Annotated in this window: 10 protein-coding genes; 5 read left to right on the forward strand and 5 right to left on the reverse strand. The window is 49.5% G+C overall.

Going from position 1 to position 16,492, the window contains the following annotated elements:
• Together AB5Y80_RS08510 and AB5Y80_RS08515 are read left to right on the forward strand one after the other, a co-directional pair.
• The coding region (locus AB5Y80_RS08510; RefSeq protein ID WP_368172795.1) for an integrase core domain-containing protein at positions 1-483 on the forward strand (483 nt) is incomplete at its 5' end.
• Between the two features lie 603 nt (positions 484-1,086).
• Positions 1,087-2,670, forward strand: coding sequence for a DNA cytosine methyltransferase (locus AB5Y80_RS08515; RefSeq protein ID WP_368172796.1), 1,584 nt, complete (start codon positions 1,087-1,089; stop codon positions 2,668-2,670).
• Positions 2,671-2,793: 123 nt separating this feature from the next.
• On the opposite strand, the gene mzaE is transcribed toward AB5Y80_RS08515, so the two are convergent.
• The 5 genes from mzaE to AB5Y80_RS08540 are packed head-to-tail and all read right to left on the reverse strand — an operon-like array spanning position 2,794 to position 12,485.
• On the reverse strand, positions 2,794-4,593 hold the full coding sequence (gene mzaE, locus AB5Y80_RS08520; protein WP_368172797.1) for an MZA anti-phage system associated AIPR family protein MzaE: 1,800 nt from the start codon (positions 4,591-4,593) through the stop codon (positions 2,794-2,796).
• Positions 4,594-5,595, reverse strand: coding sequence for an MZA anti-phage system associated PD-(D/E)XK motif protein MzaD (mzaD, locus tag AB5Y80_RS08525; protein ID WP_368172798.1), 1,002 nt, complete (start codon positions 5,593-5,595; stop codon positions 4,594-4,596). It lies immediately after the preceding gene.
• Positions 5,579-8,425 carry an MZA anti-phage system associated Z1 domain-containing protein MzaC gene (gene mzaC, locus AB5Y80_RS08530; protein WP_368172799.1) on the reverse strand — a complete coding sequence of 949 codons (2,847 nt, stop codon included), beginning with the start codon at positions 8,423-8,425 and terminating at the stop codon, positions 5,579-5,581. The genes mzaD and mzaC overlap by 17 nt, the downstream gene beginning before the upstream one ends.
• A 14-nt stretch (positions 8,426-8,439) precedes the next feature.
• Positions 8,440-9,885 carry an MZA anti-phage system associated ATPase MzaB gene (mzaB, locus tag AB5Y80_RS08535; RefSeq protein WP_043147377.1) on the reverse strand — a complete coding sequence of 482 codons (1,446 nt, stop codon included), beginning with the start codon at positions 9,883-9,885 and terminating at the stop codon, positions 8,440-8,442.
• Between the two features lie 47 nt (positions 9,886-9,932).
• Complete coding sequence (locus AB5Y80_RS08540; protein WP_226044527.1) at positions 9,933-12,485, reverse strand: sigma-70 family RNA polymerase sigma factor; 2,553 nt, start codon at positions 12,483-12,485, stop codon at positions 9,933-9,935.
• A 617-nt stretch (positions 12,486-13,102) separates the two neighbouring features.
• Here AB5Y80_RS08540 and umuD point away from each other — a divergent pair.
• The 3 genes from umuD (at position 13,103) to AB5Y80_RS08555 (ending at position 16,474) form a co-directional block, all read left to right on the forward strand.
• A complete protein-coding gene (gene umuD / locus AB5Y80_RS08545) occupies positions 13,103-13,546 on the forward strand; it encodes a translesion error-prone DNA polymerase V autoproteolytic subunit (RefSeq protein ID WP_368172800.1) in 444 nt (147 codons plus the stop codon).
• Positions 13,527-14,786 (forward strand): translesion error-prone DNA polymerase V subunit UmuC, encoded by a 1,260-nt coding sequence (gene umuC / locus AB5Y80_RS08550; RefSeq protein WP_368172801.1) that lies wholly within the window; start codon positions 13,527-13,529, stop codon positions 14,784-14,786. Before umuD ends, umuC begins: the two co-directional genes overlap by 20 nt.
• A gap of 534 nt (positions 14,787-15,320) precedes the next feature.
• A protein-coding gene (locus AB5Y80_RS08555; protein WP_139739419.1) for an IS3-like element ISAeca4 family transposase occupies positions 15,321-16,474 on the forward strand; the annotation gives its coding sequence in 2 pieces (ribosomal slippage) (positions 15,321-15,558 and positions 15,558-16,474; 1,155 coding nt in all).
• Positions 16,475-16,492 lie beyond the last annotated feature (18 nt).

A 16,492-nucleotide genomic window follows, 5' to 3' on the forward strand; every position in this document is an offset into this window, starting at 1 on the left:
GTACTGGACTGCTACAGCCGCCACGCCTGGGGACGGCTCTACACCAGCAAGCTGCCGGTGACCTCGGTCCATGTGCTCAACGAAACGGTCCTGCCGTTCTTCGAGGCTCACGAGGCGCGGGTCTATACCATCCTGTCGGACAACGGGCGCGAGTTCTGCGGGCGCCCTGACCATCACCCCTACGAGCTGTTCCTGCAACTGGAGGGGATTGAGCACCGGACCACCAAGGTACGCAGGCCGCAGAGCAACGGCTTTATCGAGCGGCTACATCGCACCCTGCTGGATGAACACTTCCGTATCAAGGGGAGGACGATCTGGTATGAATCAGTGGAGCAGATGCAGACAGACCTGGACAGCTATCTGGATCACTACAACACCCAGCGGCCACATCAGGGCAGGATGATGGAGGGTCAAACCCCCTACAGCATGTTCAAAAAGGGTCTGAAATTGATACCGAAGGAAGTGCGCACTAAAGTAGCGTAAACAAGACACCGGTTTGAGGCCGGTGTCAGGTGATAACTAGATCTGTACAGGCTATGAAGTTATTGATTTCTATTATAAAAACGAAGACCGCCATGAAAGAATATTATATTCAGGGGGGTTAACAGATGTTATAAATTATTCCATCCACATCCTTAAAATTTCTTTTTAAAAACAACATAATTTTTCATACAGATGGAATTTTCAAAAATATTATAAATGCATAACCATTACAATAAATTCCAAGTTGCTATCAATCTGCCCAATTAATCGTGCGAAAACATGGCGAAAGCAACGATGTAAAGCCCCCAATATACATCAAGCTGGGCGAATACCTACCAGCTTAGCTCAGATAGATAATTTAACACTTGGTAGTAAGCAAGTCATAGCGATGTTGTCCCAAGAAAGCCTTCATAAGGCCATGGCACCGACGCCATGTATCATACGGAACCGATTGAACAGCCTTCTCCGGCATACATCCGATGTTACCAGCCCCCGCCATGAGCCTTACGCAAGGCTTTTTATCGACAAGAGCCACGCTTTGGCTTCCCGTTCACGCATCTTCCTGGTATCTTTGTTAGCTGATCAAAAACACAGTATTAGACCATGAACACCGTTTTATCACCTATCCCAATTATCGATTTATTTGCTGGTCCAGGAGGACTAGGCGAAGGTTTCTCTTCACTTAATGAAGGTTCTTCCTTCCAGATTATGGTCTCTGCAGAGAAGGATCCTGTTGCTCACCAGACTCTAAGACTCAGGGCTTACTATCGATTACTCAAAAGCAACTTTCCTGATGGGCTATCAGATTACTATCAGTTTTGCAATGGGAAATCACCTAATCCTTTCACTGAGAGAACCTATGAGTATTGGGAGCGAGCAAATCATGAAGCGATGTGTATTGCTATCGGTAGTGATAAGGGGAATGCAGCCCTTGACTCTGCAATTACAGCTGCATTAGGCAATAAGGATTTACCATGGGTCCTCATTGGCGGACCTCCATGTCAAGCATATTCTCTTGCTGGGCGCTCGAGGAATAAAGGTAACTCTAACTATATACCCGAAGATGATTCTAGGCACTTCCTATACTTGGAGTATTTAAGAATCATAAAAAACAATAAGCCAGATATTTTTGTCATGGAGAACGTGAAGGGTATTCTTTCATCAAAAATAAATGGTGGTTTAATTTTTCATCAAATCCTAAAAGATCTTGCAAATCCTAGCATGGCATTGGATAAAAAAGATAACGGCTTACGATATAATATCGTATCTCTTGTCAATGATGAAATATTCATGGATGGTGATGATCCACAAAAAATAGATGCAACTAATTTCATTATTCGCTCCGAAGACTATGGAATACCTCAGGCTCGTCATAGAGTAATTCTACTCGGTATCAGAGACGATCGTTTCAGCCATAATTTACCTAAGCTAAACAAAGAGAGTCGGATTACAGTTAATAATGCTATTGGTAATCTACCCCCATTACGCAGTAAATTAAGTCGAGAAGAGGACTCTGCTGCTGCATGGGAACAAAAAATCCGAGAAGGATTAAAACTGCTTGCAAACAATGCAATTAAAGAGTCCAAACTCACTTCAGAGCTGATAGATAATATTCGTAAAACAGCTGATTTCCTTCAGAATGTTGATACAGGCTCTCTCCAATATCCAAGAGAGAAAAATGAAGGTACTACTGGTATTAGTGAACTTGACAAATGGTTCAATGATGATCGACTAAAAGTTTGGCTGAACCACGAAACCAGAGGTCATAGAATTGATGATTTGATTCGATACGGATTTGCTGCATGTTTTGCTAAAATAGAAGGAAGATCGCCAAAGGGGCACAAAGAATTTTGTCTTGACTCCTTAGCTCCAGCGCACAAGAATTGGGAAAGTGGGCATTTTTCGGATCGGTTCCGAGTTCAACTTTCTGATGCACCTTCTACAACAATTACAAGTCATATATCTAAAGATGGGCATTACTTCATTCATCCTGATCCGACACAGTGTCGCAGCCTCACAGTAAGAGAAGCTGCTCGTTTACAAACCTTTCCTGATAATTATTTTTTCCAAGGTGGACGAACTCAGCAATATCATCAAGTGGGTAATGCAGTGCCTCCCCTATTAGCAAACAAAATAGCTCGTTTGGTGTTAGACATTTTGCAAAAATCTTCTACTTATAGAAGCTGATATCTTAGATGTCTTATCTGTGTCAGAAGTATATAAGAAACCATAACACTATGGCTTGGTAAGCCCAAGCCATAGTGTAAGGATTAATAAGATAAATTTAATTAACCTATGCAATGTTAAATATTAGGAGCAATTTAATTCTGGAATATCTACTCTTGGCTGAGAGAATGGACGAGAGAACATAATCTCCCTACATTCAGGCCGCTTCGCCCACTCTGAAATCATTCGCCCGTTTGCAGTCGCATGAAGCTGTGCATTCACCTCGTCTGACCATATTTCAATCTGTTCGAGAAGTTGCGGCGATACAGTCTGGGTGGACCAAATACGCTCCAGACTCAGTAGCTCACCAAGCTTCAGGGACACAAGAGAGACTGTATATGCAATCACGTTCGCTTGGAATGCGGCAAAGCGTGGGCGTATTCTACGCTGCGCTTCCTTGAATAAAATGACTTGAGCAATGATGCTCTTGTACTCAGCAACATCAGTCAGCCCCCTAGCCTCGCCAGCTGCATTAATAATATCCATGAACGCTTTGAAGTTCTTTTGGCCCCCTAGACTCACCAAGTCTGGTCGCTGCATCCAAGCACTTTGATATTTTGCAAGATCCGTTTTAGTAATCTTGCGAGTTGATGGTATACCTTCCTGTATACGCTTGATACCAGCTGGTGTTTTACCTTCACGTTCAAGCATCACTTTGTAGCTGCCTGTGGCCCGCTCATAGAACCACCGACTAACTCCATCAGGGCAATATGTAGCCATAGCAAGTTTTTCGAGCTCTACGTGATAAGGCATATTTGCAGACAAATCAGACAGTTGAACTTTATTCTGACTATTGGCATAGCGTGATATATCTGAAATCAGACGTTCTTCCTGCTCTGAACCTACATTTTTCAACACGATGATTTTAGCGGGAACTCTGACCTGAGAGAGATTAATATCTGGAAATTTTTTCTTCGTGAAGAACATCGATGCTGTCGTCTGACCACCATTCACGATCTGCATGCCTTTAAGCCCGAAAATACCGAGGCTGCCATCCTCGGTACGTCCCAAGCTGGCCTCATCAGCAATAATGACAACCCCATTATTGTAGGCCATAAACCGTTCAGGCTGCTTGCGTAAAGTCTCTGCAATCCCTTTATTGACCCCGCCAACTTGGCTCAGAAACGAACGGACATTGGCTTCAAGAATACGTGCACCATATTTTTCATACAAAAATCGTAGGGCTTCACCGGGAATAGCTGTCATTGCATAATCATATTCTCCCATCTGGTCCGGAACCCAGATACAGGGCAGAGGGCCGCCAGATATATCTTGGAAATTGACAATGAGTTCATCTCGTGGACGCCCCTCCTGCCAGTGATTAAACAAACGCTGGATATCCATAACTTCAAGCTTTACAATCTTACCGGATATTGTACGCGGTTGATATGTACGAACTTTTGCACGCCTGTCGGTCAAAACAAAGACTCGGATCTGCTCAAGGTCAGGATAAACCTGCTTAATTGTGAGCACTAGAGCATATGCCGGATGGGACTCGTCCATTTCCTTGGCTAGTTTTCCCTCCACACACATCGAAAGAAAGCGCAGGCATTGTTCGGCTGCTTTCTGTGCTTCGGCATTAGGAATATCGACAATTTCATCTAGGCCTTCGTAGTCGCTCACATACAGATCTAGCTGTTCATTGTCTTCAGAAACAGCGAAACCACTCAACCTCACATTTCCTGAACCTAATCCACTTCCAACTCTGGCATCGTATGCACACACTTCAGGATCAAAAGTCATCCCGATATCGGCCATATGTCTTGTAACGATCTCAGTAAAAAGTAGCTCCGGGAATGCTGCTTCTCCGCCCTCAATTCCTCTTTCGACAGTTTCATCACGAACCTGTTGTTGCGTTTGACGTAAAAAATCAACCAATTCCATTCAATTCATCCCAATCATTTCAATTACTGCGTCAGCTAGGCACTCTTTAGCATCAATCGCATCCAGCTCTATCTCATACTTTGCACGGACCACACCAACCGGAACATTCCCGCCAGTAAGCCTCGGAAAAGTTTCATCGATAAGCATGTAACGTGTACTCACTTCGGCAAACTGTCTTGTATACAAATCGGCGTGCGCATCGAGGTACCCCGCATGCAGTAAGGCAAAACCGAAAACCACTGCTGTGGCCTCATCCATCTGCTCTTTTAACGATGCAATACGAACAGGCAGAGAAACCCCTGACGGATCAACTGAAAATCGGCAAGCACAAAGAAACAGAGGTTTGCGAACACTGTCATCTAACTGCTCAAGCGACAGAATAGAGGCGGAAAATCCGTCTCTTGCCAATGTACTTTTGACTTCAATAGCCCCATGTCCAAGCTGAAAATCTTGCAAGCCATCCATCGGGCCAGTCCAGCCTTCCACAACACTTTCAGCCGAGCAGCCTGCAGCTAGCAATGTGGACATGCACTGTAATTCACCAACTAGACCCAACTCCGCTTCGGGGCCGAGCATGGTAGCTCCTTTCTTCATGAAGCTCATCCACGCACGCAAACGCTTCATGAATATATTCAATAGTTGGCGCCCATCTAGAATTGAGCTACCCAACAAAACTGCAACAAGATCTGTCACGACCGTAGCAAACAGATCAAGGTTTCCTCCTGGCTGGCGTACCAATGCCAACCACTCTTCATTATTATTCCCTAGCTTAATTTTTTTGACCTTGAATCCAGTGGCCGCAGGTAGTCCATGTAATGAACCAATATCTCCATTGCCAAACCGGACTAACAAACCTTCCTCATTCCCAGGAAAACAACGGCCAGCTCGCAAAGTACACACACCTTCCGGCACAAGCAAAATCGTTCTCCATACGTCCTCGTTCGACACACCTGATAACGCGCGCCATGTCCCGAGGATGTCTTCCTTACTCAGCAGATCCAAACTCTTGCTCCCAGAAAATATGTCCGACCTTGTAGTCGACCTTGATCCCACTGTTGTTGCTGGGAAAACTGATCCCGAATGCCACGACAGGCTCATGACCCTCAGGTAAACCTGCATCCACTGGATTCAGCAAATAAATCAGCAATAATCCCGTTTCCGGGGAGGCAGGAATTCTCTCCGCACCGAATCCACGTATCTTTCTCAGGGCTGGCCCATTTGGAGTCACAGGTTCCTTCTTGCCATCCGGTCTAGCGGGGTCGGCATGCCAGAGTCTTTTCGTTTCATCGAGCGCAGCAAGCCAAGCTACTTCGTCAAGATCCAGCGCCTCATCTCGCGGAGACAGCAGTCGACCAATTGCGTAGCGACCGGCGGCCTGCTGTCGATTAGCCCGTTGGGTTAGCGGTACAACAAGGTCTTCGATCTGCCAAGCGCCCTTGTCAATGCTTCCGCCAACTACAGCCACGTTCCAGTTCAGCAGATAACCATCAAGCGCCATTGAGTCGATGAACTCACACAGCATCTGGCTGTTCACCTTGTACGCGCTAGGGTGAGTTGTATAACCGGCAAGAAACGACGTCACCTCAGCATGGGATACATTTGACCAATACGCTCCAGTCCAGCGATCGCGTCCATCCCCACGTTTCCTCTCCGGTATGGTTGAAGGCTTTCCGATCACAGAAACAAAACTCTGGAACGAATCGAAGTTTGCACGAACAATCACAGACTCTTTGTGCATTGACACTGTTTCGACCACATGCCCACTAAAGGAAAGTCGCAATGTCTTTGCAGATCGCATTTTCAAGGGAGAAGTCACCATCAGTACAGGATGCGATACGACCTTGAGACCGTAATCACGTGGTGTCCCACCACTTGCAACCATCATGTCGAACTCTTCACGCAGCTCTTCTGAGGCATCCGCAATATGCTCAAACCACTCGACCAGATCCGCTGTCGTGTAGAGACGGCAAAGATCAAGGTAACCAGGCCGATAACCAAACCACCTTCCCATTTGCATCAAAGTGTCATACATTTTTGATGCACGCAGGAAATAGCTTACACATAGTCCCTCTAAGGTCAGCCCCCGTGCGAGCTTATCACCACCAATTGCAATAACCTTGAGTCCCTTGCCAGAATCTGCGTAATCCAGTGCGTCCTTGGCCGTACCATTAATCATCCTGACAGAAAGTTCCGAAACAATATCCGGTATCTGCTCAACAATTTGCTCCCACGAATAATCGTACCGGCTGACCATATCAGGTATTTGTGCATGTAATTCGGTGGAAACAGGCAAGAAATCCTTTTGCCAGAGTTCGGCAAGGCGCCCCAAAAATCCTTCATGGCCGATTTGACGTTCTACTCGTTGCAACTGTTGTCGAATATACTGGTCTACTACAGCATGTACCGCCGCCTGAGTCTGATTAAATCTTGTTACGTGAATAAGCATTGAACTATGGGAATCACCCTGTCCCCGCAGTTTTCTCAATGCACACGTAAGTACAAATGAATCTATCGCCCGTACCAACGACTCAGGCATGCCAAATTCATTGTCGATTTTGGGATTGTGTCCATTCTTGTGAGATATCGGCATCCAGCCAGTCTTGCCATCGTCAGAACAGTGGTCATCAACCTTGCGTACAAGAGGCAATGCATCCGCACGAGTTCCACCATTGTTGATTCCAAACAGGCGAGTTGGCCCTACATAACTGGATGGTGCGCCGAGATTGACAATAAATGCGGCCGGAAAGAGATCTGGCCCCTCTTTCGGGGTGGCATTTCGCTCATGAATGAAAATGTTCGCAAACGGTGTAGCTGTATAGCCAACATAGGCCTTACGCTGAAAAGCGTGCAGTATCTTACGAATAAGTCCATTAATGGCTTTAGGCTGATGCTCCTCGTCAGGCAGTCCATTCTCGCCAAAAATTTGTTCACCCGTATCAACAGAAGCATTGTCTGCCTCATCATCGATGACCAGCAAGGGAAGATGTGTCACGATCTTGCGACCGGACTCTGCCTCGACGGTGTTGGCTACATGATTGACGATCCACTTGTGCAGACGTTCAAGGACTTTCTTATTCTTCTTGACAACAAACAACCACGGTCGCTCTTCCGGAGAAATCCCGAGATTCTTCGCGGCGGCCATGCTGAAGTCACCTTTTTCGGAACGTGTTGTTGCGTAGTGCGGGCGAATCGCAGGATCCCGGTCAATCAGACCGACACCGATCGGCCGGGGTTCGTTACTGGAAGAGTGTGTCTCATACCCCAGAAACCCCTCATCAAGACGCATCTGAGTCTGAGAGCGCAAGTTGTTGTGCATTCCAGCCAGAACAATGATGACCTTGTAACCAGCATCGGCCGCCTTGCAGATCAACCCGGTATAGTTGCCCGTTTTTCCTGATTGCACATGACCGACTACGAGACCTCGGCGATCCCAAGCACCTTCGCGGCAAGGGTCCTCCAGCATGGACAACACCTGATCGGATGTTTCATCCAGATTGGCAACCGCACTTGCTGATAGTCGTGTCTCCTGCATTTCACGATAACGCTGCCAGTAACGCCACTCCTTCTTACGTTGTGCGGTCAGCCAAGCAACGTGATCCGACTCATCACCGAGCATGCCCCCCGTCCCAACCCATTCGCTATGGCGGCGGATCAGCTCGTTAATAACGGACTCACGATCCAGATCTTCAGTCCAACGAGGATTCAGCGCGAGCACGAGGTTTATTTTTTCAGAGATCAGACTGTGAGGAATAGACTGAGCATCCTCTGCCAGCAGCAATTCCTGAACGATTTTGACCACACTGATCTTGTTTGCTTCACCTATTAAAGACACACGGCATTCCTTGTTTATAGCTGTTCAGGCAAGCTGGCAACCAGCTCTGGATATTGATTGAACGGCTCGCTTCTCGATAGCCGTTCGCGCGCCATGCTCGAGGACATACCTTTCACGCCTACCATATTTCGATAAAGCACCTCGAGCACCGATTTCACTTCTGCGGGTGGCTCCCCGGCAAAGCCGGTGCACGGAGCCTCTTTATTCTCGGCGGTGTCCAGCCAGATTCGCTGGACTGGAACTGTTTCTTCCAAGACGCGCAGCATGGCCTTTATCTGAGGCAGCAAAACACCGGCATCATCCAATACCGAACGGACCACCGGATGGTCCGTATCAATCCGGTAACGCATACCGCCAGCAAAGTGCTCTGCTTTCCAAGATTGTGCAACCTCACCCCCCCCAGGCATTTTCGGTGCGATTCCGCGATGCACGAATGCTTTGCGGGCTCTGGAACGTGTATCTTCGGCATATCCAATCAACCAGCTTCGCAATGCAACGGGGGGCCTAGCCGTAGACTTGCGAATATCGATTTTCCAGTCGGCATCAGCTGTGTTAGGAATATCAAGGCGAATACGCGCCAGACGGTGCGCCTCGTCTTTTGTCCACGATCGCCCTTGGCCAAGCCCCAGCCAGCTGCCTGCAACCAGAAGACGCTCATTGCGATAGACATAGAACCCTTGCTGCGCCGTCCAGCCGTCAGGTCCTTCTGCAGTCTCGAACTCGGACGGTGATAACTTATCCTTATGCGGTAACACATTGCATTGCAGCTTGACTGCCGCATTTCCTGGCGGTGATACGGAAGGTGATTGCCATGGTTTGCCAGGATGCCCCACAAGGAACGGGTCCCATGGTTTCACCGGCTGACCATTGATACGCAACAACAAACGTCGGGGATGCTCCAGATAACGATGAAAAACCATGCCAAGGTGCCGGTCTACCGCATCGATCAGATCCAGAAACTCTTGCTCTCCAACTCCTTTAGTCACAATGCGATCCATCGCCTCCCACAGAACGAGAGTACCCCGCCCAGCGTCCTTGAGAGGAGCCAAATATCCTTCTGAACCTTCAGCTGGACCTTCAAGCAAGTACCAACCATCATTCTTTCCAGCGGCAAGCACATCTAGATCCCAGCGCAGGCATTGCAAACCATCCGGCCCACAAGCAGCCACGGTCAGGCAACGGCACTGTGAAAACGAAGCTGTCTTCAAGCCGAGGCCGAAACGCCCTAGGTCATCTGCACTGCGCTCATCGAGAGGGCTCCTCTCCCCAAGCCGCATTGCTTTGTCGATTTCAGCTGCGCTCATACCGCGGCCGTCGTCCTGAATTTCAATCCGGCTCTGCTCATTGTTCCAAACAAAGCGCAAGTCAACTGTTGCGGCACCAGCTGCAATGCTGTTATCGATGATGTCTGCCAGCGCGGTCGCAGTGTTGTAACCTAACCCGCGCAAGGCTTCGATCATTGCGGCTGCACGAGGTGGGGCATGTCGCATATTCTGTACTTTCATATTCATCGGCCTTCATCAATATCATCATGCAGATCGTTTTCATCCCAAAACATAGCCAGCACCATACGTCGATTCGGATGGCGCAGTTTGCGCAGGGCCTTGGCTTCGATCTGGCGAATCCGTTCCCGTGTGACATCGAACATTATGCCGACCTGTTCCAGAGTGAAGTCATCCCCTAACCCTATGCCAAAGCGATATTTGATAATCTGATGTTCACGCTCTGACAACTCGGATAGAGCAGCTCTGATTGCATTCGCTAGTTCGTCATTTTCTACACAATGGAAACCATCAGACTCGTTCCCAGCGAGTAATTCCGGACTGTCAATTTCATCAAAGCCACTAAGGAAAATTACTTCACGATCGGCAACTTGTTTTATCTTGCAAACTTCATTGACGCTCATATCGAGCGACACAGCTAACTCGCTATCGCTTACACCACCAAGGGATTTTCCCTCCAGCTCACGAATACCGCGTTGCACTTTGTTGATTTTTTCCACTAAATGAACCGGCACCCGCACCAAACGAAGCTGATCAGCAATGCAGCGGGTAATGGCCTGACGAATCCACCAAGTAGCATAAGTAGAAAATTTGAAGCCAAGTTGAACTTCAAATTTCTCGGCAGCTTTCATCAGGCCGATATTGCCCTCTTGGATCAGGTCTTCTAGGTATATGCCGCTATTGCTATATTTGCTGGCAATGCTCATTACCAGTCGCAGATTGGCATTAACTAGGTCATGGCGGGCTTTCTCGAAAATCCGAATATGCTCTAACGCCAGCTCAGGCTGGAGCTCCGGATCAAACAAATGCAATTTCTTGATCAAACCGGCCAGTAACGATGCGGAAGGGCGAGGGATCATTTCATCGGTCTTACCAGAAATGTCTCCAGCACGTAAAATATTCACATAATCTTCAAAGCTTCCGGAAAAACGACCTTCTTCATCAGTTATCTCGATCTGCTCCAGATCTACGGCTTCATCCTCATCTAGCTCATCAGCACTTACCTCTTGTTGCGGCTGCACATCCTCAAAACAGTCCACCCAAGCGCTATCGGGCAAGGCAGCCAGATACCGTGCAAGAGCCTTGATGGCGGAGTCCATACGGGTCCCAAGCAATATTTCCCCATCTTTGGAAATCAAGCCGACTGCACGTGCATCCTGCGAATACGTTCTCAGAGTGCTTGAATTGAATGTATGCACCTCTGACAATGATTCACTTAGGTACGCCTCCAACCTCTCGAATGCCTCATCCAGCAGAACCGCAAGCTCCTCATTCACCACACCTTCCGCTGTGAAACTGTCCTGATTGGCTTCTTCAACCTTGATACCATAATCTTCAAGTATCTGAAGAGTAGCGGGAAGTAATGCATCAGCAGCAGGGCCCGCATCAAGCTGGCAAGCCTCAGCGACCTTGTCAAAAGTGACCCACCCACGTTGAAAACCCTCGACAAAGAGTGCTCTCAGAAACTCCTGCTCCTCGGAGCCCCGGATGACTGCAGGTTTCACCTCTGGCAGCTCAAGCTCCACATCCTCCCAAGATTCGTCAGTATTCAAAGCACGGTGTCTGGATATACGACGATGGGTTTGCGTCACGGAAATCAGGAGGGACACATCTGATTTTGGCGTTACCACTTCCTCCTCTGCCTTCCAGCCAGAATCATCTTCTTCATGTAAATGAGCTGAGTCATTTTTCTCCTCCAGCTCAGTAACAGGAACATCTGAAAAAGGAAGGCGCAAACGAACAAAATCATGTGGCCCGGCTTGTGCAATATCATCAAACTGCGCACTTGTATCTGCATCAACCCATGCAGAATCTTCCGAAGGGGGGAAATCAATTAGACCATCAGATGCTTCATTCCAACTGGAATTAACTCTCTGTTGTTCTATACCAATCACATCTGGCTGGCTCAGTAATACATCCGGAACGATCGGCGTAACCCCCTTACCAGGATTATCTGATAAGGCAATCCACTGACAGGAATCACCTTCAATATCAGTGGACCTAGCTATATCTTCATCCCCTGAATCTCCATAATCAGATGGACCTGTATCCGCTGAAGAAACACCAGAACTTCCGGCAGAAAATACATCTTGGTGAGTCTGAGATACGGCTTGGACGCCCATGAAATAACCCAAGGATGTGGACTCAGCAGCTCTTTCATCCCTTAGAACTACAGCTTTATCATCACCAACTATTTCATGCCGATGAATGTCTTCAGGCGTCACTACAACTTCAAATAACGAAGAACCAGCTGGTTCATCTTGAGCGCGATGCAGCATGCATCCGAGCACGTCATAACCCATCTCCGCAGCTATGCTAGATGCTGTTTTACCTTCATTGCTAACCAGTGCTGGATTGGCCCCCGCATCAAGCAACAGCTCGCACAACTCTTGGCTTCCTTTTTCCGCAGCGAGCATCAACGGTGTCCTCCCCTGATCATCTCTAGCATCAAGCATGGAGCGGTTACGTATCTGTAGTTCCACTGCAGCCTTGGCACCGGATTTGATTGCAAAACGCAACATCGCACTGATTCTGGGGGGTGATTGATTTTCAAGCATGATAAAGCTACTCGGCGGGAGTGAATCTAGTAGCCAGCACCGAACTAACTACTTCATGTTGGGCATCTGATTGCCTATGACCGACTGTCACTCTGAACTATGTTCTGGTCTGATATACAGTCTGTGGGATCGTGCATGGGTAAAAGCTAAGTCCAATTGCAAAATGGTTACAGCCTATTTTATTTATCAAAGCCCATGGTAACAGACTCAATGCGAACACGTTCTGTTTACCTAGCCTTTTTCTCACGATTTGGTCTGTGATGAATGTACCTAAAAGGCCTTTTGTGATCTGAAATGTCGGTCACAAATGCAATAATTTAATCAAAAATTCGATTAGAGGTCATTGATTTAGAACATTATTTCTAACACTGCTGACAGAAAAGTCAATTTGTAGGTCAGTGTGATGCTTCGTGCCATGAACCACTAACAAACGAATGTCGACGTTGCTTCTCAAATCGATGTAGCTTGAATGGAACTAACTAACAACGTGGCATCCGCATTACTGATTTTTTTGTTATCTATTGGCACTATGGTACGCCATCACTGGCATGCGGGACTTGCGCTGGTTCAAAGGTGGTGCGCTATAATGCCTGTATATAAATACAGGTGTTGTTGCCATGAAGCTGTTAACCCCAGACCCATCACCCGCCGAGGTGACCATCCCGCTGTTCTTGCACCGCGCCTCTTGCGGCTTTCCCAGCCCAGCCAGCGACTATCTGGAAGGGAAGTTGGACCTCAACACCCACTGCGTGCCGCACCCTGCAGCAACCTTCTATCTGCGTGCCGAGGGGGATAGCATGACCGGGGTCGGCATCTTTCCCGGTGACTTGCTGGTGGTCGATAAGAGCCTCACCCCGCGCCATGGTGATGTGGTGATTGCACTACTCGATGGTGGCTTCACGGTAAAGACCTTGCAGCTCAAGCCGAGGTTGCGGCTGTTGCCAGCCAATCCGGCGTTCGCGCCTATCGACCCTTGTATGAGCCTCTCCCTGGAGTTGTTCGGAGTGGTCACCCATGTGATTGGCAATCTGAGGCAGCGTGATGGCTATAGCGCTCGTTGATGTAAACAACTTCTACGCCAGCTGTGAGCGGCTATTTCGCCCCGAGCTGCGTGGCCGCCCGATCGTGGTGCTCTCCAACAACGATGGATGCGTGGTGTCGCGCAGCCCCGAAGCCAAGGCGCTGGGTATCAAGATGGCCGGGCCCTACTTCAAGATCCGCGAGCAGTTCGAGGCGCATGGCGGTGTGGCATTCAGCTCCAACTACGCGCTCTACGGTGATATGTCTGGCAGGGTGATGAGCACGTTGGAGACCATGGCCCCCGAGCTTGAGGTCTACTCCATCGATGAAGCGTTCATGGCGTTGTCGGAGTCGTTTGCCGGGGACCTGACAGCATATGGACAACAGATCCGGCAGCGAGTGTGGCAGTGGACCGGCCTAACGGTAGGGGTTGGGATTGGCCCCACCAAGACCCTCGCCAAGCTGGCCAACTATGCAGCCAAAAAGTGGCCTGCCACGGGCGGCGTTGTGGACTTGCGTGACGAGCTGCGCCGTGCCCGGCTGATGGCTATCACCCCGGTGGACGAGGTGTGGGGCATAGGACGGCGCTTGGGAGCCAAGTTGGTGGCACAAGGCATCAACACCGTTGCTGACCTGGTGGCTAGCGACGCCAAAGGGTTACGCGCCCAATACGGCGTGGTGGTCGAGCAGATCGTACAGGAGCTGCGTAGCCTGCCTTGCGCAGAGCTGACCGTTGAACCGGCGGCGAAGCAGCAGATCCTCTCGAGCCGTTCCTTTGGTGAGCGCGTGACTGACCGTGGAGAAATGGCCCAAGCGTTGTCAGGCTTTATGGCTCGCGCAGCCGAGAAGCTGCGGGCCGAGGGGATGTGTTGCCAGCGGGTGCACCTGTTCGTGCGAACCAGCCCCTTTGATGAACGAGCCCCTTACTACAGTGAGCAGGCTGGCGTCCGGCTGGTCTGCCCTAGCGATGATACCCGGTTGCTGCTGCAGCAAGTGAACGTGCTGCTAGCGCAGATTTGGCGCGACGGTTACCGCTATCAGAAGGGGGGCGTCATGCTGAGTGAGTTCACCCCCAAGGGGCAGCAACAGGCCGACCTGTTTGCCCCGTCCTCCGCTCAATCGGACGCGCTGATGACCGTAATGGACCAGATCAAAGCCAAGGGATTGGGGCGCGTAGGCTTTGCCAGCCAGGGCACTGGGTCGCCTGAGTGGATGATGCGACAAGCGCACCTGAGCCCCTGTTACACCACCCGCTGGGAGGACCTGCCGGTGGCGAGGTAAAAGCCACCGAAGGTTGAACAGTCTATTCAAAGCTCGCTGGACAAGTAAATTTTGGACGGGGAATTTTTTTCCAAACGAGGAGCTGATACAACAGAGAGCGCCAATTTTCGCAAGAGTCAGTTACCTTTTGAGAAAGGTGAGATTTAAAATTTCCTCCACGGCCAATTAACCACATATGACCATTCCAGCCCAGATAACACTATGTTATTGCAGAAGTTCTGATGTTAGGCATACGGTTAGGCATATTGAAATTTTCTGAATTGGCGATTTTTATTTTAAATCAAGAAATTAACTATCCAGTTCAACCTCCCCCAGCCCAAACGTTTGGAAAGGGCCACTTCGCAAGAAGTGGCCCTTTTTGTATCCTTTTACTCACCTTCAGAGGTTGTATCCGCCCCGCGAGTGCTGTGCATCTCCAGACCAAGGGCCAAAGGCTCTGCGGGTCGTGACTGCATTTGACATGGGCCAGCATGAATCGCCCCTACTTTCCTAGACACCTCAAGAGCCTCAAACTGAGGTCAATCAGGAGGTGTTATGAGCAAGCAGCAACGTTACACGGAAGAATTCAAACTGGCCGCCGTCAAGCAGGTGACTGAGCGCCATTACCCAGTGGCAGAGGTCGCTGAGCGACTTGGTGTTTCCAGCCACAGTCTTTACGCCTGGATCAGGCGCTACAGCCAGCCCGCCGTGCAGCAACAGCATGACTCCAGCCAGCAAGCCGAAATTCGGCGCCTCAAGGCTGAACTGCGCCGCGTCACCGATGAGCGAGATATCTTAAAAAAGGCCGCCGCGTACTTTGCCAAGCTGTCAGGGTAAGGTACGCCTTCATCCGGGTGCACGCGTCCACACATCCCATCCGCCGACTGTGTCGGATGATGAATGTCCACCCGAGCGGTTATTACGCCTGGCAGCACCAGCCTTTATCTGCCCGCGCACTTGAAGACCAACGCCTCCTGGGCCAGATCAAGCAATGTTGGCTAGAAAGCGGGGGCGTCTATGGCTATCGCAAGATCCGGGATGACCTGCGAGAGATGGGCGAGACCTGTGGGAAACACCGGGTGGCGCGATTAATGCGTCATGAAGGTTTGCGTTCACAAACCGGTTATCGTCGCCGTCCCGGTCATTATGGTGGCCGGCCAACGGTGGTTGCACCGAATCATCTTGAACGCCAGTTCGATGTGACTGAGCCAAATAAGGTCTGGGTAACGGACATCACTTATATTCGAACCCATGAAGGCTGGCTCTATCTGGCCGCGGTATTGGATTTGTTTTCACGACAAGTCATTGGTTGGTCAATGGGGCCACGGATCGACCGAGAGTTGGCCATCAGCGCGTTACTGATGGCAGTGTGGCGACGGCGACCCGAGCAGGAAGTGCTGGTTCATTCTGACCAAGGGAGCCAGTTTAGCAGCTATGACTGGCAGGATTTTTTGCGGGAGCACCGGCTCAAGGCCAGCATGAGCAGACGTGGCAATTGCCATGATAACGCGGTGGCGGAGAGTTTCTTCCAACTCCTCAAACGCGAGCGGATCCGACGTAAAACCTATGCAGATCGGGAGGAGGCCCGGCAGGATGTGTTCGATTACATTGAAATGTTTTACAACCCCAAGCGTCGGCACAGTTTCAACAATGGGCTATCGCCAGTAGAGTGTGAAAAGCAATATTTCGAACGGCTCAAAAGTGTCTAGAGAAGCCGGGGCGATTCA

The sequence above is a fragment of the Aeromonas sp. R2-1 genome (assembly GCF_040908425.1).
In the GTDB taxonomy this organism is placed as follows: domain Bacteria; phylum Pseudomonadota; class Gammaproteobacteria; order Enterobacterales; family Aeromonadaceae; genus Aeromonas; species Aeromonas caviae.